At 43.5% G+C, this 22,853-nt stretch carries 16 protein-coding genes; 11 read left to right on the forward strand and 5 right to left on the reverse strand.

Annotated elements, in window-relative coordinates:
• Positions 1-1,495: retention module-containing protein (locus DN062_RS06405; protein WP_112158513.1), on the reverse strand; the 1,495-nt coding region annotated here is incomplete at its 3' end.
• A gap of 366 nt (positions 1,496-1,861) precedes the next feature.
• Here DN062_RS06405 and DN062_RS06410 point away from each other — a divergent pair.
• From DN062_RS06410 to DN062_RS06435, 6 genes are all read left to right on the forward strand, one after another.
• On the forward strand, positions 1,862-3,361 hold the full coding sequence (locus tag DN062_RS06410; protein ID WP_112158514.1) for a TolC family outer membrane protein: 1,500 nt from the start codon (positions 1,862-1,864) through the stop codon (positions 3,359-3,361).
• Positions 3,362-3,444: 83 nt separating this feature from the next.
• The gene (locus DN062_RS06415; protein ID WP_112158515.1) at positions 3,445-5,589 is read left to right on the forward strand and encodes a type I secretion system permease/ATPase; all 2,145 of its coding nucleotides are present in this window, start codon (positions 3,445-3,447) and stop codon (positions 5,587-5,589) included.
• Positions 5,589-7,016: an HlyD family type I secretion periplasmic adaptor subunit gene (locus tag DN062_RS06420; protein ID WP_112158516.1), complete on the forward strand. Its 1,428-nt coding sequence runs from the start codon at positions 5,589-5,591 to the stop codon at positions 7,014-7,016. The genes DN062_RS06415 and DN062_RS06420 overlap by 1 nt, the downstream gene beginning before the upstream one ends.
• Entirely contained in the window at positions 7,013-7,618 is a 606-nt protein-coding gene (locus DN062_RS06425) for a helix-turn-helix transcriptional regulator (RefSeq protein WP_112158517.1), read from the forward strand. Before DN062_RS06420 ends, DN062_RS06425 begins: the two co-directional genes overlap by 4 nt.
• Positions 7,619-7,655: 37 nt before the next feature.
• The gene (locus DN062_RS06430; RefSeq protein WP_112158518.1) at positions 7,656-8,000 is read left to right on the forward strand and encodes a tryptophan synthase subunit beta like protein; all 345 of its coding nucleotides are present in this window, start codon (positions 7,656-7,658) and stop codon (positions 7,998-8,000) included.
• A gap of 139 nt (positions 8,001-8,139) precedes the next feature.
• The gene (locus tag DN062_RS06435; protein WP_133256750.1) at positions 8,140-9,960 is read left to right on the forward strand and encodes a YiaD family glycine zipper/OmpA-like lipoprotein; all 1,821 of its coding nucleotides are present in this window, start codon (positions 8,140-8,142) and stop codon (positions 9,958-9,960) included.
• 31 nt (positions 9,961-9,991) lie between these two features.
• Here DN062_RS06435 and DN062_RS06440 read toward each other — a convergent pair whose 3' ends face one another.
• A complete protein-coding gene (locus DN062_RS06440; protein WP_112158520.1) occupies positions 9,992-11,920 on the reverse strand; it encodes a bifunctional diguanylate cyclase/phosphodiesterase in 1,929 nt (642 codons plus the stop codon).
• A 36-nt stretch (positions 11,921-11,956) separates the two neighbouring features.
• The gene (locus DN062_RS06445) at positions 11,957-12,649 is read right to left on the reverse strand and encodes a transglutaminase-like cysteine peptidase (protein ID WP_112158521.1); all 693 of its coding nucleotides are present in this window, start codon (positions 12,647-12,649) and stop codon (positions 11,957-11,959) included.
• A gap of 272 nt (positions 12,650-12,921) precedes the next feature.
• On the opposite strand from DN062_RS06445, the gene DN062_RS06450 reads away from it, so the two are divergent.
• Positions 12,922-13,209 carry an ArsR/SmtB family transcription factor gene (locus DN062_RS06450; RefSeq protein ID WP_112158795.1) on the forward strand — a complete coding sequence of 96 codons (288 nt, stop codon included), beginning with the start codon at positions 12,922-12,924 and terminating at the stop codon, positions 13,207-13,209.
• 19 nt (positions 13,210-13,228) lie between these two features.
• Here DN062_RS06450 and DN062_RS06455 read toward each other — a convergent pair whose 3' ends face one another.
• Complete coding sequence (locus DN062_RS06455; RefSeq protein WP_112158522.1) at positions 13,229-15,964, reverse strand: bifunctional acetate--CoA ligase family protein/GNAT family N-acetyltransferase; 2,736 nt, start codon at positions 15,962-15,964, stop codon at positions 13,229-13,231.
• 266 nt (positions 15,965-16,230) lie between these two features.
• Between DN062_RS06455 and DN062_RS06460 the strand changes: the two genes are divergently transcribed.
• The 4 genes from DN062_RS06460 (at position 16,231) to DN062_RS06475 (ending at position 21,345) form a co-directional block, all read left to right on the forward strand.
• Complete coding sequence (locus tag DN062_RS06460; RefSeq protein WP_112158523.1) at positions 16,231-17,967, forward strand: type I secretion system permease/ATPase; 1,737 nt, start codon at positions 16,231-16,233, stop codon at positions 17,965-17,967.
• Positions 17,968-17,969: 2 nt separating this feature from the next.
• Entirely contained in the window at positions 17,970-19,319 is a 1,350-nt protein-coding gene (locus tag DN062_RS06465; RefSeq protein WP_112158524.1) for an HlyD family type I secretion periplasmic adaptor subunit, read from the forward strand.
• Between the two features lie 110 nt (positions 19,320-19,429).
• Complete coding sequence (locus tag DN062_RS06470; RefSeq protein WP_112158525.1) at positions 19,430-20,875, forward strand: calcium-binding protein; 1,446 nt, start codon at positions 19,430-19,432, stop codon at positions 20,873-20,875.
• 266 nt (positions 20,876-21,141) lie between these two features.
• Positions 21,142-21,345, forward strand: a complete 204-nt coding sequence (locus tag DN062_RS06475) for a PA3496 family putative envelope integrity protein (RefSeq protein WP_112158526.1) — start codon at positions 21,142-21,144, stop codon at positions 21,343-21,345.
• Between the two features lie 64 nt (positions 21,346-21,409).
• Here DN062_RS06475 and DN062_RS06480 read toward each other — a convergent pair whose 3' ends face one another.
• Complete coding sequence (locus tag DN062_RS06480; protein WP_112158527.1) at positions 21,410-22,840, reverse strand: aspartate kinase; 1,431 nt, start codon at positions 22,838-22,840, stop codon at positions 21,410-21,412.
• Between the last annotated feature and the right edge of the window lie 13 nt (positions 22,841-22,853).

Raw genomic sequence — 22,853 nt, forward strand, 5'->3', positions numbered from 1 at the left:
CATCTTCTTCAACAATCGCGGTTGTCGTGACGGTATTGCCATTTTGGTCGGTAATGGTGACTTCCAGCTCTGAGCCGGGTGGGATATCAGTGGTATCACCTGTAACCGTAATGCTTGGACCTGTATTATCGACGTCAGTCTCAACTGTGATCTCTGAAGGCACGGCATCCAGTTCATCAGTACCCGTTCCAGTCACTGGATTGCCGTTATTGTCTGTACCTGTAACGACAATATCCAAATCGCCATCGGTTAAATCAGTAATATCTAGATCAACAGTGTAGCTACCATCTTCTTCAACAATCGCGGTTGTCGTGACGGTATTGCCATTTTGGTCGGTAATGGTGACTTCCAGCTCTGAGCCGGGCGGGATATCAGTGGTATCACCTGTAACCGTAATGCTTGGACCCGTGTTGTCGACGTCAGTCTCAACTGTGATCTCTGAAGGCACGGCATCCAGCTCATCGGTACCCGTTCCAGTCACTGGATTGCCGTTATTGTCTGTACCTGTAACGACAATATCCAAATCGCCATCGGTTAAATCAGTAATATCTAGATCAACGGTGTAGCTACCATCTTCTTCAACAATCGCGGTTGTCGTGACGGTATTGCCATTTTGGTCGGTAATGGTGACTTCCAGCTCTGAGCCGGGAGGGATATCAGTGGTATCACCTGTAACCGTAATACTTGGACCTGTGTTATCGACCTCAGTCTCAACCGTAATCTCGGACTCGACAATATCCAGCTCTACTGTTGTTTGATCCGTTACAGGATTGCCATCGTTATCAGTCGTAGACGTATCTATAGTAATTGGACCATCTGTAAGGTCTGTAACATCGACATCTTCAGTGGTATAACTACCATTTTCTTCAACTACAGCTGATGTAGTTACCGTATTGTTATTCTTGTCCGTAATAACAATAACAACTGTGTTTCCGGGTGGTATGTTAGTTGTATCACCAGTCACAACAATCGTGCCCGAGTTCGGGTTATTGACAAGCGTAGTTAACGTTCCTGGGTCGTTTACGGTTGCACCATCGAAAATTAGACCTTCAAAGCTCTCAGCGCCTATAGTGCCAAACTGGAAAGCTAGTGGATCAACAGCTTCAACAATACGTGTCAACTGAACAAAGGAAGCCCCACCACCATCTGGCGCACCATCAGTACCAGCAGCAGGAGCCTCTAACTCATCTAATAAATCACCATCGCCATCAAGCGCCGCTAAAATTGCATCTAGTGTAGGATCAACAACGACACTTTCATCAGACACATCAGGTGCTGCACTGCGCTGGGATGCCGACATTAAGAGCGATTGATCTGGTCCTACTGAAACCAACTCACCCTCAAAATCAAGCACAACTTCTGCGCCTGTTGCCGTAACAAGCGTTTCTCCCGGCAATAGTCCATCGCCCACTTGAAGTAAACGCAGGCTACCATCAAAAGATCTTGCCCAAACGTCACCAGTCAAACTAGTTACAACAGCCACAAAGTTTTCCATAAAATCAGCACCTTATCTAATACTGCATTTGACAAGCGACGATAAAAATCACTTATCTATAGGATTTATATGGTGTACATACTAGTCTTTAGCAGACAAATAGGTATTGTACCGATGTACAGTTCAGACCTTTTAGTATGAATAAATTGAAAATAGAATAAGAGATCGACAAGAAAGGACCCACACAAAACATATGTTTAATTTTATTACACTGCAAAATAAGGGACAAATTAAAACAAACGATTTATTTTCTATTTTTATCCCATGCAATAAAATGCAAATCAGAAAAAACGCAAGAATTAAATGATTCCTAACAAGTATTGTGCACTCATCCTCACTGTTTTATGATAACGTTCTTTATTGTAAATGCTTAAAAATAAAATAAATCCAAAAGCAGAAAAAAAAGAAAAAACAGAACTATCTAGATCGGCTATTCTACTTAACAAGGACTTCGGGAATATGATCAACAGTAAAAAAAGTAAAACTCTATGCACCCTAATTGCTAGCATATGCTTATATTCTACGAGCACACTTACTCTAGCTGAAACAGCATCCAATCACTTTCCCGATGTTGTAAAACACGCAATTGAAAGCAACCCCGAAATCCAGGCCAGCTGGCATAATTTCATTGCATCTGGATACGATATTGATGCAGCACAAAGTGGCTATCGTCCAACCTTAGATTTTCTTGCCTCTTACGGTTTCGAATGGAACGACTATAAATCCAAACGTAGCTATGACGGCGCATCTGTTCAAATGACACTAACACAGATGCTTTATGATGGACTACGCACCTCTAACGACATTAAACGCTTTAGTAATCTTCAGCTTGTTCGCTATTTCGAATTACTTGACAGTATAGAGAACACTACACTTTCGGCTTTAAAAGCATATGAAGATGTACTTCGCTTTCGAGAGCTGGCAAGGTTAGCGGAAGAAAATCTTGCTGAACACATCTCTGTATACAATCAAATTGAAGAAAGCGCTAGGGCTGGCGTTGCACGACGCGCCGACTTAGAACAGATCAGTGGTCGCTTATCGCTTGCGGAAACAAACTTATTGATAGAGCTTTCCAACCTTCACGACGTAAGTGCTCGGTATTTACGCATTGTTGGGGCATTACCAGGTGACAACCTCACCCCCTTACAATTCAATGACAACCTAGTTCCAGCCAACACTCGTGAAGCTCTTCATTTGGCATATCAGGCCAACCCTGGGTTTCATGCAGCTATTCGTAACGTAGAAGCTGCAAAAGCCAATGAAAAACTTCAAAAAGGCATTTTACTTCCAGAACTTAGTTTTAATGCCAGGCACACAACTAGAACGTTTGACTCACAAGGCACGAACAATCAAGAGTCAGAAAGCCGTGCAGCGCTTGATTTCCGACTTAATATTTACAAGGGCGGTCGCGATATTGCCAACATTAACAAAGCGACCCATGAGCACTTAGCAACTGAATCTCAAAAAGATGCGTCCTGTGTAGTTTTACGCGAAGCTGTTCAAACTTCCTTAAGCAACATACGCAAGCTTGATGAGCAGATTCCATTTTTAAATCAACATCGTATTTCTTCTGACAACGTTAGAATGGCGTACAAAAATCAATTTGATATAGGGCAGCGATCTTTACTAGATGTTCTCGATTCTGAAAATGAGTTTTTTCAAGCTAGTCGCGCCTATGTGAATGCACTAGCTGATAGAAACATTGTGGCAGCGGAGTCCCTTACACTCACAGGACAACTACTGACTTCATTAAATATTGTGCGTGAAGGCCTGCCAACTCTTGAAGAACTTGGAGCCGACTCTCTAGATCCTACTGAGTTAGCCTGTGAAGCCCTTGATCTTAAAGAACTTACAGCACAACGTTGAGATTGATAAGAACAATTTGTCATTTACATGGCTATCGCCACTACCCAAAACGATAGTCATGTTATTTACATTTAAGGGACCTTATGTCGACAACAGTAGCTTCAGAAAATCGTGGTGGGATTCTTGTAGATTGCTTATTAATCATATGTAAGCATCATGACAGAGCACTATCACGCGAGTCTGCTATTGCTGGCTTACCACTTGAAAAGGGCGTTTTAACTCCTTCTGTGTTCCCCAGATCTGCCAAAAGAGCTGACTTATCTACACGTTTTTCAAACACAGCGCTGCAATCAATCCTATCTGAAATGCTTCCTGCCATTTTAATTCTAAAAAAGGATAATGCCTGTGTACTACTGGAAATTAACCAAGAGGAAAACACGGCTAAAGTTATATTCCCTCAGATTAACTCATCAAAAGTATTAACTGTACCCATATCAAAGTTAGAGTCAGGCTATACAGGCAACGTAATTTACATAAAGCCAGAACTTCAATTTGACAAACGCGCGCCTGAGATTAAAGAGTTAAAAGAACGCCATTGGTTTTGGAGCGTCATCAAAGATAATCGTCGAATTTATAGAGACGTTATAATATCGGCAATAATGATTAACCTCTTCGCCATTGCCATGCCATTATTTATCATGAATGTGTACGATAGAGTTGTACCCAATCATGCAACCGATACACTCTGGGTATTAAGTGCAGGTGTCTTTCTTGTGCTCTGCTCCGATTTAGTTTTAAAGCTGATGAGAAGCTGGTTTATCGACTTAGCCGCGAGCCGAGCCGATGTCAAACTATCCTCCTCAATCATGGAACGCGTACTGGGCATGAAACTGGTCAATCGTCCAGCATCATCAGGCTCCTTTGCCTCAAACGTTCAATCATTTGAATCGATCCGAAGCTTTATTGGCTCAATGACTGTCGTTTCACTCGTTGACCTACCTTTTGTCGCTTTTTTCGCCATCATTATAGCCATCATAGGGTGGCCACTTGTTTTACCTATTATATTCGGCGCTACTTTAATACTCCTATATGCACTATCCGCACAGAGCAAAATGCATAAACTCTCTGAAGACTCCATGCGTGCTGGTGCCATGCGAAACGCGACATTAGTTGAAAGCATTTCAAATATTGAAACTCTAAAATGTTTTGGCGGTGAAAGTAAAATTCAATCCATCTGGGAAAAAACAACACAGTTTTTATCGCGCAATACTTCCCAAATGCGCTTGATCGCTTCCTCAATTACCAGTGGTGCGCAGTGGGTGCAACACAGCGTTGCCGTTTGCATCATCATCATTGGTGTTTATATGATCATTGAAGGCCAACTCACACAAGGCGGCCTTATTGCAGCTTATCTTTTATCTTCTCGAGCTATGGCTCCTATTAGCCAAGCAGCAGGCCTTTTATCACAATATCATAATGCCGCAACGGCGATGCAATCTCTTAATGATCTAATGGAGCGCCCTGTAGAACGCCCTGCCGGAAAAAACTGGGTTACACGACCAAGATTAAAAGGCGATATTGAGTTTAAAAATGTTAACTTTCGTTACCCTGATGACGAAAGACTCGCGTTATCTCGTGTCAGTTTTAAAATAAAAGCGGGTGAGCACGTTGCCATTTTAGGTAGAAATGGTTCGGGTAAAAGCACACTAGAAAAACTAATACTTGGGCTCTACGAACCTGAATCTGGCGCTGTCTTAGTTGACGGAGTTGATATTAGACAAATTGACCCCGCAGAGCTTAGACGAGATATTGGATATGTGCCTCAAGACATTACTTTATTCTTTGGCTCATTAAAAGACAATATAATCACGTCTTCTTCGAATGCTACAGATGAGGAAATTATTCAATCTGCCAACATTAGTGGCTTAGCTCCTTTTATCAATTCGCATCCTGCTGGATTTGACATGCCAGTTGGTGAAAAAGGACAGCTTTTATCCGGCGGCCAGCGCCAAGCTGTTGCAATCGCGCGAGCTGTCATTAACAACCCACCACTTCTGCTACTTGATGAACCAACAGGATCTTTGGACCATTCAAGCGAAGAATATATTAAACAAAACCTTCAAACCTTTGGCCAAGATAAAACGATGATCATCATCACACATAGAACATCACTACTTGCACTAGCTGACAGAATTATAGTGATTGATGGTGGCATGATTATGGCAGATGGCCCTAAAAATGATGTAATGGAAGCCTTACGACAAGGTCGTGTCGGGAGCGCATCATAATGACAGAGACTAAAACATATAAAACAACAGAGCAGAAAGGTTTTGAAAAACTGGGCACTCTTTCAACGAGTGTTGGTGATAAAGGCATTACAGTTATTGAAAAGCTCTTCGGACGCTTATTAAACCAATCAGATAACACTGACTGGTCAGCAGATGCACAGTGGGCCCATATTCAACAAGAGCCTGTTCGTGGCCGTCGTCTTTTGTATGTGATGGCATGCATTCTTATACTCTTAATTATATGGTCTGCATTTGCTCCCTTAGATGAAGTTGCTCGCGGAGATGGTAAAGTTATCCCTTCTCAACAACTGCAAATTATACAATCATTGGATGGTGGTATTGTTGAAGGCATTCTCGTGCGCGAGGGTGAGATTGTTGAACCCGGCCAAACCCTTATTAAAATTGATCCAACTCGCTTCATTTCCAGCTTCAGAGAAAGCCGTGCTCAATTTTTAGCCCTAAGTGCTGAAGTCGCTCGCTTACGCGCGCTAACAGATGGAGTTGAACCCGATTTCTCAGCGGAACTAGAACTTGAGGCTCCTGAAATCGTTGCTCTCGAAAGGCGGCTGTACTTTTCTAACCTAGAAGAACTAAGTGAACAAAGTGGTATTTTTGAACAACAGCTGGCACAACGCCAACAAGATCTTCGTGAAGCTCGTGCAGCACGCGACCAGTATGCCCGCTCACTTTCTTTGAGTTCCCGAGAGCTTGACGTCACCCGTCCCTTACTTAGCTCGGGCGCCGTGTCGGATGTCGATATCATACGTTTAGAAAGAGAGGTTTCTAACGCCAGAGGTGAACTTAATCGTGCCGAAGCAGCAATAAGCCGCGCATCATCGGCCATAGAAGAGGCCCGAAATAAAATACGAGAGGCCCAACTCAATACCTCTAATAAGTGGCGAGCTCAACTTTCAGAAAGCCGAGCTAGACTTGAAGCTCTAACAGAAGCCGAAACAGGTTTAGCCGACAAGGTTACTCAAACAGATATACGCTCACCTGTTCGAGGAACTGTACAACGCTTATTTGTAAATACTGTCGGTGGAGTTGTCACACCCGGTCGAGATATTGTAGAAATCATCCCCTTAGACGATGCTTTGATCATTGAAGCAAGGATACAGCCAAAGGACATCGCCTTTATTCGTCCAGGACAGCAGGCCATGATCAAGTTCACCGCATATGATTTTGCAATTTTTGGTGGACTAATTGCTGAAGTTCAGCACATAAGTGCCGATACAATAACGGATGAAAAAGATAACACCTATTACCTTGTAAGATTACAAACGCACACCTCCGGCTTCGCAGATGACTTGCTAATCATTCCAGGCATGACGACGCAGGTAGATATTATGACAGGCAAGAAAACCGTACTTGAATACTTACTAAAACCCGTGTTACGTGCGACTTCTCAGGCGATGACAGAACGATGAATATAAAAAATACATTTATTACGGACGATAATCTAAAAATTTCTCGCTGGTCTATGGCATTTCCAGATGCTGAGATTATTTCAACAACACAGTTTGAACCACAATTTCATCAATCTGATGTTGTATGGATCGTGGTTGGCATCGAAAATTGGCAATCACTCATTTCTGACTATACACAGCTAGGAATACCCGTGATTGCATTATCTAAGCGCATGACACTTGCAGAACTCCGTCAAGCCCTAGAATTAGGTGCTCGAGCGTATGTCGAGGCGCTGGCAAACGTTAATACATTAAAACAAGTCGCAGAAACGGTAACTAATGGTGCCATGTGGTTACCTGCACCATTACTAACCCGTATTATAGGATCTCTATCAAATATCTTACCTGAGCCCAATAGTTTTCAGAAATCACCCTTAGAAATTTTGACGCAAAGAGAACGCCAAGTAACCGAGGCCGTTGCACAAGGTGCCTCTAATAAGGAAGTAGCAAAGCAGCTTAATATTACTGAACGAACCGTCAAAGCTCATTTAACCTCGATTTATGAAAAGCTTCAGGTTAAAGATCGGATGCATTTGATGCTAATTGCTAGAGTCGGGCCGTAGAGGCCTTCGTTAATTAACGAGAATAAAGGACGTTCGCATGTACGTTAAACGCAATCATGAAGCAAAAATCATAGCCGTCAGCATAGACAAAAGTGCGGAATTTTATGAGTGGGTTGAAGATGACGCTTCGGATCTAATGGACTTTCTGCCTTTTTCAGTCCAAGACTCCAAGGCTGACTCCCTTGCGTTTAACGACACTGAACTAATACGGGTTGTTGATGACTTGATAGATTTGCTCACTGAAAAGCAAATCATTCAATTCACTGAGCTTCCTCAAGCGGCTCAGTTAAAACTGTTGCGACGCCAAACACTCAGAAAAAAAGCAAACAGACTAGATCTTCTCTCCGAAGACCCTGAAGAGGAGACGATTCATTTAAATTAATAAGATGCCCGACTAGACTGATTATTAACTGCTGCAATAATTACGTAATCTTAGCAAGATTGTTGAGTGAAGTTGCAGACAACCCAAAACGTCTCTAAAAGAAACTCCTTCTAGAGCTTAGATGCATGGAAATATGGATATGATAACTCAGCACAAAAGAAAGCTTCTTCCTCGCCTAGTTGCAGGATTATGCTTATTATCAACAGGCCTTCTAACTCAAGCACACGCAACCACCATTGCCGACATTGCTAAAAGAGCGATTGAAAGCAACCCTGAGGTGCAAGCAAGCTGGCATACGTTTTTGGCTTCTGAATATGATGTTGACATTGCACGTTCTGGTTTTCGCCCTACTTTGGATTTTTTAGCCAGCTATGGCTACGAGTGGCGTGATTATGGCCCAAACAGCAACTTTGATGGTGGAGCAGCTGAGTTGTCAATGACGCAAATGCTCTATGATGGGTTTAGAACCTCAAGCGAAGTCAAACGTCTAAATAGTGCGCAACTTGTCCGCTATTTTGAGTTGATGGGCACTATTGAATCAACGACCCTCAATGCTCTCGTTGCGTACGAAGATGTCATGCGCTATCGCGAACTTGTGAAACTTGCTGAAGAAAACTTAGCAGAACACATTTCTGTATTTAATCAAATTGAAGAAAGTGCTCGCGCTGGTGTGGCCAGACGTGCTGATCTCGAACAAATCAGTGGACGCTTATCTTTAGCCGAATCCAACCTGCTAACTGAAATGTCTAACTTACATGATGTCAGTGCACGCTTCTTACGGATTGTTGGTGAATTACCACCTGGCGACATGACTCCCATTAGCATAACTGCAAACCAAATACCTGCATCAATCGTTGAAGCATTGAATTTAGCTTACCAAGGCAATCCGGATTTTCATGCAGCTATACGGAACATCTCAGCAGCAGAAGCCGCTGTAGGCACTGAAAATGCAAACTTCCGACCACGTGTTAATCTCAACGCCCGTTATGGGATGCAAACATTTGACGATGTTGGAAACAACAACAATCAAGCAGACGGACGAGTTGCTATAGAGTTTCGTTACAACTTGCTAAACGGCGGGCGCGATCAAGCGTCTCTGCGAAGAGCCTATGAAGAAGTAAACATTGCAAAAGACCTGCGTGATAAAGCCTGCGTCGATTTACGTCAGACCGTTCAGATTGCATACAACGATGTGCAAAAGCTTGACTTGCAGCTCCCCGCTTTAAATCAGCATCGTTTGTCTTCTAATAACGTTCGTAATGCATATAAAAATCAGTTTGATATTGGACAAAGAACATTATTAGATGTCCTCGACTCTGAGAACGAATACTATCAGGCTAGTCGTGCCTACACGAATGCTCTATATGACAAAAGCATTGCACTAGCAAGAACCTATACAGGTATGGGGCAACTACTGCCCGCACTCAATGTTGTTAAAGATGAGCTGCCTTCTTTAACGGAGCTAGGTGACGAATCTAGCCAACTGGATACATCTACAGTATGCCCTATTATTGAAGTTCCAGCCCCAGCACCGCGTTTAAGTGTGATGGATCAGCAAGAATCATCTTTACGTCAGAACCTTGAAGGCAGTGGAGTTGATGTGCGTCGTGTTGGTGATGCGATCCAGTTAGTAATGCCAGGAAACATTACGTTCAACACTGATCAATCGACCATACAGCCTACATTTATTCCAACACTCAACCAAGTTGCCAAGATTTTGAATGAATACTCAGAATCACAAGTGACAGTTGAAGGGCATACGGATAATAAAGGCTCTTTGCAATACAACCAGAGCTTATCCGAAAGACGAGCAGCTAGCGTGGCCGATTACTTAGTTAGCCAAGGTGTCAATCGTCCTCGATTAAGCACAGCGGGCTATAGCTATAACCGTCCAGTTGCTGATAATGCGACAGCCGCTGGACGTGCTCAAAACCGTCGAGTTGAAATTACAATTCGTTAAGTAAAATGAGCGACTGGAGTTAGCTCCCTTTTTAGAGAGAGTTAACTCCAGGTCCCGTGATGCCATCTACCCCAATCTCTTTCAATATCTTAGCCTCCTCCTGACTCTGCACACCTTCAGCAATTAGGAGCAAGCCTATTGAATGACCTAATGTACACAAACCTCGCAAAAAAGATTCAGTTGAACCACTCTCGGCTAAATCCCTCACGAAGGCACTATCGATCTTAATATAATCCAGTCCAAGCTCTTGCAAGCTCTTAATCTTCGCGAAATCAGCCCCGGCTCTCTCTAAACCTAACTTACACCCCGTTTGTCTTGCCATGGCACAAAATTCTTTAAATACATTTAAATGTAGAATGGCCGATCGCTCTGGAAACTCTAACCACAACTGAGAAGCTTGCTGCGGATAGGCTTTTAAGACTTCTATAACTTCCTGTCTTGCACCCACATCACACAAGGTCTCAACGGACATATTCACAGCAATGGAGCGGTGTTTTGACTCAACCCCATCATCGGCTAAAACGTGCCTGAGCATAGCCAAATCGAGTGCTGGCATCATACCCAAACGACGCGCCCAAGGTATAAAATACCCTGCATTTCTTAAAACACCTCCGAGCTCGAGTCGCATCATTGCCTCATTTTGAAGCAGGCTATTTTCACTGCTCATAACGGGATAGTAAACTGCTCTAACACCACGATGACCAACCGCCTGATGCAAAGCTTGTCTCCATTCGTCGGCCGAATGAAAACAGGCATCTATCTGGCGCACATCGGAAACTTCACAACAAGTTTGCTCCCGTTGCTCTGCAATTGCTAACATGCTGTCAAGATGAACAAACAAAGTAGCACGCTTATCCTGTGAGGTAAAATAGCAAGCAGCATGCGGAAGTATTATCCGCGCACTATCATACTGATTTGATAACGCTGACAACTTTTCTTCTAGCGCGGAGGATAATAAACGCAAATCACTGGCCTGACTTAACAACAAAGCAAAATCACTACCATTTAAACGTCCCACATAACAGTCGCTGTACTGCTCAGTGTACTCCTCCGTCAGCGCACGTAAGGTTGATGCAACCTTCCTTAATAATTCATCTGTGTGTTTATGTCCCAACGCTTGATTAATGTCCGCCAAATGATGAACACGCACGAGAAACATCGCATGATGACTATCAGAATCAACACTACCTAAATGTGCATCCAATAGGTTTATAAAGTACTCCCGATTCGCAACCCCAGTTAAAGGATCATGCTGATATTTGTAACGAAGCGCCTCCAACCGCTGAGCTTCACTTTCTAACATTTGGCGAATTCGACTAGACAAAATATTCATAGCCCTTACTACCCGACCAAACTCAAGTGTTCTAGGGACATCCGACATAATAAAACGCCGCCCCCCGATTGCTTCAGCTTGGGTCACAACATCATCCAAAGGACGAGTAATCACTTTGAGAATTAATGTCCCTAACAATCCACAGGCTAACGCCACAAACGATAACCAGAACAATAAGTTTCGTGTTGTGGCCCACAAAGCTTCATAGGCATAGCGGGTGTGACTCTCAACATACAAGGTACCAAATTGATGCCAACCATCTTGCACTTGAGAGATACCTGGCTCGATACTCAAAGGGGCCAACTCCAAAAACCAACTTGGAATTTGCGAACCCACCTCACCCTCATAGAGCTTACGTTGCAAGGTATTGCCTTCAGGATCAATCAACTCGATACGGTTATAATGACCAGTATCAAATTGAGCCGCAATCAACAACTCAAGAGTCACTGGATCCTTATCTAATTGAGAAAGCGTCAGCGCTAAAGAATTAGCATTATCAATATTTTTAAGCGTTAACTGCTCTTCAAAATAGGCTTTTGCCGTATAGGTACTTATTGAAAAACTGCTAATGAATGCTAATATCATCAGAACAACAACAGCTATCCATAATTGCTTAATAAGGGACATTAAAAGCGTCCTCCATCACGATGGTTAAAAACATCATTAAAAACTAACCCCTTCTTGTTGAATTCTATCCAGAACGCTTCTCCATCTTGATAAGCGAGCCGTCGAACTAGCTGCAGGCGTTGCAGAGTTACCCGCCCACAGACCTTCACTATTAAAGCTGAACACAGGGGTTAAATCAGGGCGTCTTGAGGCGGGCTCAACAGTCGAGATCAGACTATCTAAAATCAAGGGCTCGGCTGTTGGATGAGGGTAGTAGCCAAGAACCATGTGGGCTTCGGTCACACTACTTCGAGGCCCACCTGTTCGTGCACGGACATAGATTAACCGCAAATTATTATCGCTAATCCCTGCTTTTCGCAAACTAATGTACTTAGCTATAGCATAATCTTCGCAGTCCCCCATCCCTTTACCTAAGGTTTCAAGAGGGCTCGCCCAATAATCCTCTACTCCCCATAAACGAATATCAGTTTGATAACGTAAATGACGATGAAAAAACTGATTAACGCGCTGGATTTTATCCTGATCTGATAGTGGCGCAATCTCATTCAGCATTCGCTCCCACTCTCGCGAGACACTTGATCTTGAGGCACCATAGCGACTTTCCATCAACTGGTGAAAGCGTGTAAAATCAATTGTGACGCGGCTAAACGCAATAGAAGAAAGCTGCCAATAGCCCAGAAGTACAGATAGAAACAAGAAGCTGGACGCTTTTGCCCACTTCTTTAACATAACAATTCGTCTTCGCATTTAGACATAACGCTTAACATCCAAGTTTGCCATATTCAAAGAATTCACCAAGATCACGTAAATAGCAAAAAAACTAGGTTACAGGAATAAGTACATACCAAGTTAGTATAAACTAAGCTTTCAATTTTGCTGACTGATTCTATAGAATACAGCGTCCGTAATAATACTTTAGTCACAGGAGCACTCTATTGGCCTCTACCGTCAACACTACTGAGCCTCAGGTCAATGCATCTGGATCTGACAACTTAGCACTCATGAAGCAAAATGCTGCTGAAGCGGCACGACTTCTTAAAGCACTCGGCAACGATAGCCGCCTACTTATTTTATGCTATCTAGATGGAAAAGAGCTATCCGTCAGTGAATTAAATACTTGCTTAGATCTCAGCCAATCAGCTCTATCACAGCACCTTGCAGTGTTACGCAGGGATGGCTTGGTTAAAACACGTCGCGAGTCTCAGACAATTTACTACTCACTACATGGTGATAAAGCCATACGATTAATTAGCACACTCCATGAGATTTTTTGCCCACAAGAAGCTTAAAACACTTAAAGACCTGAGGCTACTGCTGTAGCCTTAAGCGCTGCCAATCCTCTGAAGGTTCATTTAGCATCATTTTCATATCAACTACATCTTCTTCAGGGTTATAACTATTTTTAAATCCAAGCTTTCGCGCCAACCCTTGCATGCCTTTATTTGCAGGCAATGTTGACCCTGCCAACATCAATGTGCCCTTAGCTCTGCAATACTCTATAACCTTTTCCATTAAGACAACACCAAGACCCTCTCCCTGCAAATCATCTCGAACCACTACTGAAAACTCAGCCTTAATATTGTCGGCATCGGTGACCGCGCGAACAACACCTAGAGTTTCCATCCCATCACCTTGTAATTTTGGTGCAGAAACGATCAATGCCATTTCACGATCATAGTCAATCTGCGTCCAATTCGCTAATTCTTGGTGCGTAGGGACACCTCTGCTATAGAAATAACGCAAACGTATCGACTCAGGCGATAACTGTTTATAAAACTCAAGATGTGCTGGCTCATCCTCTCCCCGAATAGCACGCAATATAGCGGGCCGACCTGATTTTCTTAGCTGTATGCGCTCGGTTAGGTGCTCAGGATATGGAGAAACTGCTGGAAGCATGGGCGTCCCGAGAGAGACACATACATCAATGACCAAGATGCCTCTCTTATTCAAAAGCAAAGGGTTTATTTCCAATGCTTTAATCTCAGGGAGGTCAATTGCCAACTGGCTCAATTTAATCAGAACATCACATAAATTTTTGATATCACGTTCTAACCAGTCGCTATTCTCTTCAATGACCTTATAGGCACGCGAATCTTTAACCAACTGATAAGCTAGAGCGCTATTGAGAGGGGGTAGCATCACCTTCCTATCAGCCATACTATCAACAACATACCCCCCCACTCCGAATACAATTAAAGGTCCGAATACCGCATCGCGTGTAATACCTAAATTGATTTGTAAGGATTGAAACCCACGCTTCATTTGCTGAATAGCAAATCCAAAGGTTTGCTCAGATCGGTAACGCTCACTAACGCGGTAGGCTAATTTTGTAGCCGAATGTCGAACTTCAGGAATGGAGTACAAATCTAATGCTAAATCCTGCCAACGCATCCGCTCATGCTTTTCGTAACTAAATGGATAAATATTGCCCTCATGCAAGGCTTTAATCGCAATAGATCCACCCAGTTGACTGGCAATATCAACAATGGCAGAAATATCTGTCGCGTATTGTGTGTTAGCAGTGGGAATATCGTACAAGTCCAACAAATGACAAGATTCAGCATGTGTTAAATAATCTCTATCACTCTCTTTAGCTTGCTGAATCAAATCATGTGCACGCTTTCGATTTGGCGCATTGTCTAATTGATAAGGCGCTGGCGTTTGTCGCATTACTGCCTGATTCCGATGGTATTCAACCATGTACATGAACGCATCAATCGCCTCTTCTGGCGTCAAAAACGTTGTGATACCAGCACTATTACACGTGTTACGCGCAGCAATGGCTGTTTCTCTTCCCATCCAACAGGTTAAAACATTACGAGGGGTTTTGCGCACTGCTTTAATGACCTCCGTTGCAGTGGCAACACTGGGAGCAAATCGCGTCGGCGCATGGATGGTTAAAATAACATCAACTTCAGGATCCTTACTTAAAATACTAATAACATCTGCATAATGAGTCGGAGTCGCATCAACATTAAGGTCAATAGGGTTCATGCCATTCCAATGGCCGGGGAGCTTATCAGCAAGAAGCTTGACTGTCTCTGGGCTAAGCTGAGACAGCTGGCCTTGCTTGCGGATCAAGCGATCATTTGCTAGTGCATTAGGCCCCATTCCATTGGCAACGATGGCAATCCGTTCACCGCGCATAGGCTTCATGCGGGTCAGAGTTTCAAGTGCATTAAAAAGATGGTCTGATGTTTCGACTCTAACAACACCTGCACGCTTAAGCGCAGCGTCAAATGCTAAATCGGCATTATTCAAACCATCCGCCACTTCCACTTTAATCCGACCATCGTTGATAACACCTGACTTCAACACCAATACCAGCTTGTTTCGCGAGGCAGCACGCAACGCCGAAATAAAATTGCGTGAAGTGCCAATAACACGATCCATTTGCAGCAAAATGGCATGAGTTGCAGGCTCCCCTGCTAGATAGTCGATTATTGAAGGCACATCGACATCAATCCCATCACCGAGTGTAAGAAAGTGAGAAAAACCGACCTCCTGCCCATTGGCCCAATCAATCATGGCCGCGCCAATCAAACCCGACTGCCCTATGTAGGCCACACGCCCCTTTTTGATATTGATATGAGATGAACTTGCGTTCATTTTTGAACCTGGCACCAATAAACCAATACAATCCGGCCCTAGTATTCGAATACCAAAAGAGCGAGCTGCGTCTTTGACTTCGTCTTTAACGCTTTTATGAGTAGCAGAAGGAAGGTAAGCCAAACCGGAAGTCAGGATCATCGCCGCCTTCACTTGATAGGCACCCAATTTGCGCACCCATGAGGCGACCTGTTGAGCAGGAGCACAAATAATTGCCAGATCAGGTATCTCGGGAAAGGAGGCAAGTGAGTCATAGCACTTAACACCTGCTATGCAAGATTCACCCTCTTGCCCAATGGCCATTAACGGCCCAGGAAAACCACTGTCAATCAAGTTTCCCAAGACTATATTTCCAAGGTTATTTGACTCGGCAGTGGCGCCAAATACTGCAATAGAACGAGGCTTGAAGAAACGCTTGAGGTATTTGGTTGACATGTCGTTTACCTTACTCAATGTTAGTCTAAGGATCTTCATTTATGCTATCTTACGCGCTTAGCAACTGCAGCAAAAGTACAAATATCCCTAATAGCTGATGCACATCAATCGAAACTACTTATAGATAATTAATAGAGTGGTTTCGATGTTTGAGTATTGATTTCTTTTAACTAACAGCATTGATGTATAATGCTTCATTAAGTTTTAAACTTAGGATAAAGAACAACCAATCGATTGATACGCTAACCGAACATACGGAGATTTTCATGCGCGAAAAACAAACGGAACTTGATTCGGCAATTCAACGCTGTCGTTCCAGTTTTATTCACGTCGGAGTTTTTAGCCTTTGTATCAATCTTTTGATGCTTGTTCCTGCTTTATATATGCTGCAAGTGTATGACCGCGTGATTGCAAGTGGTAGTGAATCAACACTTCTAATGCTGACACTCATTATGGTGGTTTTACTAACAACAATGGGCATACTGGAATGGGTCCGCTCCAGCATAATGCAAAAGGTTAGCAACCGCTTAAACCATCAACTATCCCCAAAGATGTTTAATGTCAGCTACCGGCAAGCGCTGTATTCAGGAGGTACATTAGTATCCTCCCAGCCTCTTAAAGATCTCAACGGAATCCGTCAATTTTTATCGAGCAATGGCCTGTTTGCGTTTTTCGATTCGCCTTGGGTTCCTGTCTACATATTCATTCTATACCTATTTCATCCATGGCTAGGCAGCATGGCTCTTGCGAGTGTTATTGTCTTAACAGGTTTAGCGGTAATCAACGAAAAAGTCACACAAGCCGCTCAAGCCGCTGCAAATAAAGAGCTTACTCAAGCGGCAAGCTCCGTTAGTAAAAACCTGCACAACGCCGAAGTCATCGAATCCATGGGTATGCTTTCCCACATTCGCAATCGATGGTCAATTAAAAACAAATCTGCACAAGCCTTTCAAATTCTCGCAAATGAACGAGCTGCTGTTCTATCCTCCATATCCAAGACCTTTCGGATTGTCATTCAATCACTCGTTTTAGGGCTAGGTGCCTACTTAGCTTTACAACAGGCGATATCACCCGGAATGATGATTGCTGGCTCTATTCTTTTAGGACGTGCTTTAGCTCCGATAGACCAAATGATAGGCGTTTGGAAGCAGTTTATTACGGTCAGAGAACAGTATGCGCGCTTACGCGATACAATTGAAAGTGATATAGGTCCGCATGAACAAATGTCGTTACCTGAGCCAGTTGGTGAAATTACAGCTGAAAATGCAGTCATCTGCGCACCTGGGTCTCGAGTCCCTATCCTTAAAGGCTTATCTTTTTATGTCGCGCCCGGCGATATGATTGGCGTCATTGGCCCGAGTGCAGCCGGAAAGTCCACATTTGCTAGAGCCCTATTGGGCATTTGGCCGGCGTTAAGCGGTAAAATCAGACTTGATGGCGCAGATATTTTTACATGGGATCGTGAACAGCTTGGCCCTCATATTGGATACCTCCCGCAGGATATAGAGCTTTTTGAAGGAACCATTAGCGACAACATTGCTCGCTTTGGCAAAGCAGATCCCAAAGAAGTTGTCACAGCGGCACGATTAGCGGGTGTTCATGACATGATTCTTCGGCTTCCAGACGGGTATGATACGTACATCAGCGCGCAGGGAGGCACTCTATCCGGCGGTCAGCGCCAACGAATTGGCCTTGCACGCGCACTTTATGGGAAGCCAAAGTTTGTAGTACTCGATGAGCCTAACTCAAATTTAGATCATCAAGGAGAAGCCGCGCTTGCACAAACATTGAAGTATTTAAAACGCATTCACGCAACAGTATTTATCATCACCCATCGAACAAATGTTCTCAGCCTTGTCGACAAACTCATGGTTTTAAATCAAGGAACCCTCACACTCTATGGACCTAGAGACAGAGTCATTGCAGAACTGAATAAAGCCAACGCAGGACAAATCAGCCAGCAAAACAGCCCAACCACATCAGATACAAAAGAGGCGGAATAGACATGAAACTACCAGTCCCCCCCTCAAATCTGCCAATAATATCAGCTGAAGATGCAGAGACTGCACACGCACTGTCTGACAGGCACCCTAAGCGCTTAGGTTATATTCTTTTATTGCTTACCTTCGGTGTTTTTGGAACCTGGGCCAGCCTAGCCCCTCTCGAAGGCGCTGCACACGCGCCAGGTATCGTCACTGTTGAAAATTATCGAAAGACTGTTCAACACTATGAAGGGGGACGCGTTAACTCTCTTCATGTACGAGAAGGTGACTGGGTTGATGAGGGTGCCCTCTTGCTTACTCTAGACGATACGCAATTTCGCGCAGAACTGGACATTATCGGTGGCCAACTGCTTGCCAGCCGAGCCAGTGAAGCAAGACTGCGAGCAGAGCGCGATAAACTCGACTCGATTACCTTTCCAGATGACTTTGATAAAACAGACGCTAGAGTAGAAGAGACGCTAACCAATGAGCAGCAATTATTTACAGCGCGCCAAAACTCGCACCAAGGTGAAATTGACGTATTAAAACAAAGAATCAACCAATATGAAGAGCAAATACGAGGTTTGGAAGCAATATCTCGGAGCAAACAATCCTTAATTTCATCCTACCAATCTGAGCTTCAAGACTTAAATCGCTTACTCGCCAATGGCTTTGTTGATCGCCACCGCTTGAAAATAGTAGAACGCAACATCTCAGAACTTCAGGGAGAAGTTGCCGAAAATCGGGCAATGATAGCAGGTATTCGTGTCCAGCAAGGCGAAACGCAGCTACAGATACTTTTGGTTGAAAAAGAATATCATACACAGATAGTCAATCAAATTTCAGAAGTTCAAACTCGAATTTTTGACCTAAGAAAACGCTTTGAAGCAATTTTAGATCGGGTTGAAAGAACACATGTTTTTTCACCAGAATCAGGTCGCGTCATAGGTATGAAAGTAAACACCATAGGAAGCGTTGTTCAGCCTGGCATTCAGATCATGGATATTGTTCCAGATACTGTGGACTTAATTATTGAAGCCCAAATATCGCCAGTAGACATAGATCGAGTGTTTACGGGCAAACTGGCAGATATTCGCTTCAGCAGTTTTAAAGCAGCAACAACTCCTGTTATTCAAGCCCAAGTCGTTCATATCTCAGCAGATCGACTCATAAACGAACAAACGGGTGCACCCTACTTTTTAAGCCGTTTAGAACTGACAGAAACCGGATACCAAATGCTAAAAGACCACCAACTCGTATTAGTCCCTGGCATGCCAGCAGAAGTCTTGATCAATACTGGGCAAAGAACCCTGCTTCAGTACCTGACCCAGCCAATCACAAATACTTTAGCTAGATCTTTTATTGAGGATTGACATAACGTCGGTTGTTTAAATCTCGAGGTACAATATTAGTACAATACGTTTGTGGTCTATAATTTCGATAATGTTTCACCAATCTATATTAATTAACAAGGAGCAAAGACATGTCTCTCTTCAAAGGCATCGTTAACTTACTGACTGGTAACGGTCAAAAAGTGATTGGTACTAAAGACAACGATCAGATTACTGTTGACGGTAATGTAAATATTGCAAAGCTCAAAGCGGGTGATGACACACTTAATGTTTCTGGGAATGCTGACTTCATCAGTGCAGGCTCCGGAAGCGATACCATCAATGTTAATGGTAATGCAGGACATGTATACCTAGGCAAAGGCGATGATGAATTAAATGTCGGAGGAGACCTGAAAAAAGTGTTTGCAGGATCCGGTGACGACACAATCAATGTGGACGGCAACCTCGGCAAAGCCTTTCTTGGAAAAGGCGATGACGAGCTAAATGTTGCCGGCAGCGCTGGGATCATTTTTGCTGGATTTGGCAATGACACTGTAAAAGTTGAAGGTAACTCAGGCCTTGTTTCTTTAGGTTTTGGTGATGACGAGCTTGAAATAGGCGGTAACTCTAAGCTGGTGTTTGCAGGTCCAGGAGATGACAAAGTCAAAATCGATGGTAACTCAAAGCTAGTATCCGCAGGGTCTGGTGAAGACACAGTACTCATTGGCGGAGACTCTAAACTTGCTTTCTTGGGCAGTGGCGACGATTGCATCGAGGTCGGTGGCAACTCCAAACTCATTTTCGCAGGCTCAGGTAACGATACGGTGGTTGTCGATCAAAACGCCAAGTATACTTCTCTAGGCAGTGGCAACGACCAACTCTACGTCGGTGGAAATGCTGGCAAGATCACATCATGGAAGGGTGACAACCAAGTGATGGTCGAAGGTAACCTGAAAAGTGCATGGTTTGCACTTGGATCCAATGATCTCTATGTTGGTGGTGACTCAACTGGAATCATTCGTACAGGCGCAAAAGACGATGTCGTTTGGATTGAAGGAAATGCCAACAAAATCTTTGCAGGCTTAGGTAACGATAAAGTGTACGTTGGTGGATCTGCTAATTACATCGACATGGGCTTTGGCAACAATGAAGCGAGCATCGGAACACTCAATAAAGTATTTAAAAGCTGGTCTGGTGACGACAAAGTCCTGATTGGGACCAATGCTGGCTGCGTGAACACTGGTGCAGGACAAGACCAGGTTTACATTGGCAACAACAAAGGCAAAGTAGATCTTGGTCTTGGTAATGATACGCTAACCCTAGGTTCTTTCGAAAATGGTAGCTATGCCAATGGCGGATGGGGCCATGATGTATTGAATATTATTGGAGATGCCGACAACTTCTCAATCAAATCTAAATGGGGTTACCAATACATTACAGATTTGACCAGCAATGCCACCATGAAGGCAAAGAACTTCCAAGAGATCAACTTTATAGACGATGCGACTGACAATCTAATCTCTGACTTTGACCTAAGCTTCACTAACGATCTGAAAGCCCTATCTTGCGGATGCTCAGGCGATGTAATTACCCTCTAATTATCATAATCAAGATCTAAAAAAAGCAGGCCTAGCGCCTGCTTTTTGCTATCACAACCCTTAGAACCGACATAAATAGTTTTTTATAGACTATTTAAATCCGTCTTATAAAATATTTCAATTTTGCTAGTTACCATTTCAGCACTATATTCCCGTTTAAGGAGAGATAAAGCAGGACATGAGCTTATGTCACGTTTTGAACCTTAAACTTGGATACCAGCAATTAAATTGCTATTTATTAACACTTGTCTGTGAGAGCAGAGCCGATGGGCACAAAAATCCGTGTCGATCAGGTCCCTATTGATGAGATAGAGGACTGGAACGAACAATTTTCAGAAGATGAAGATACTGGGCGCAGCCGTTTGAAATACAATGGTAAGCGTCGCCGTCAAATCGAAGACCTTATGGAAGAACGTCGCTTAATGAAACAAATAAGTGACGTCTTTGATGTCGTAGATGATCGCCTCTAACGCCTGATCACTTCTTCAAACTAGCCGGATTACATACATCCGGCTAGTTTGCGTAACTAAACAATTAAGCCGCTGCACAAATCACATCACCATGGTCTTCTTGCTCAATGAGCGCATGATGCAAGGCTTTAACCGCACCTTCGTAATCGTCCTCATCCACTACACACTGCATCTCAACCTGCCGAATCGATTGATGCAAAGCTTGGATGCTAATATTATTTTTGGCCAATGCAGATACTGTCTTCGCTAAAATTCCCGAGACTTTAAGATCCGAACCAATGGCAGACACAATGGCCACTTTATGCAAAGTAACATCTGCACCTGAATACGCATCAGCAACTAAACGAACAGCCCTGTTAACCATTTTCCGCGAGCCAGCTACATAGTACGTAATACTATTCGCATCCGAATCTCGGTTAACAACATACAATTTTAATTGATGCAAAAGTACCGATAGTTCAATATCGTATTGACCGTTCCCTAGCATGTCTTGATCAAAGATTTCAATCGCGAAAACATTGCGACGCCCGGCTATGATTTCAACACAAGGCTCGGCACTCTTATAATCTTGGGTAATCAAAGTACCAGTATGATTAGGCTCAAACGCATTTTTTATCCGCAACTTAATTCCTTTTTGACGCAATCCTTTTGCAGCTTTTGGATGTATTGCTTCCATCCCCAAGTTAGACAACTGATCCGCAACATCATAATTTGTGCGCCCTATGGTCACAATTTTATCCACACCTACCACAGCAGGGTCTGCACTGCTTAAGTGATACTCTTTATGAATGATTGCCTCAGCCGCTTGGGTCAATGTCGCTATTTTACTAAAGGTCATTTCACTATAACCGCGATCAAACACTCTCATCACACCTTCTGTGCAATGAGTATAACCTGTTACAATCGGCAACTCAGTCATCAAATCAACGTTAGTAAAATGCTCCATAATTGTCTCGTCAAAGGACTTAGGCTGACTCTGATGCCAACCCGACAAATCAATCAATTTGGCATTAACACCTTCATTTTGCAACGCTAAAACCGTATTGAACGCACTATGACTTTCTCCTAGAGACGCCAGCATTTCTCTCACTTTCAGTAAATGCTCGTCGAGCTGGAAGTGGCCGCAAGCACATAGAGATTGCAAGCTCTTCATCCATGCAATTGCCTCATCAATTCGCGTGCTAATAAATGTATCTGAATGCACACACACACTTGGCTCAAACAGGCTCGAATTGATCTCTAGCATTTTTGAGCGAACCACCTCTAGTGCTTGTATCCAAGCGGCCTCATTCTCTGCTTCAGCAAAGCTTGCATAGACACCCGGCTCACCTGTTTTTTTATGCTCCAGTAAAAGGTTTGTTATCCCAGCATAGGCGGATACAACAAAGATTCGCTGATATAGCTCAGCACCTTGACGCTCACCAATTAAAATAGTCCTTAACAGCTCGTCAAAGCGGCTCATGGACGTGCCGCCAATTTTTTCAACTGTGTGCATGCCAACTCCTGTC

Source organism: Nitrincola tibetensis, from assembly GCF_003284585.1.
Taxonomy (GTDB): Bacteria; Pseudomonadota; Gammaproteobacteria; order Pseudomonadales; family Balneatricaceae; genus Nitrincola; species Nitrincola tibetensis.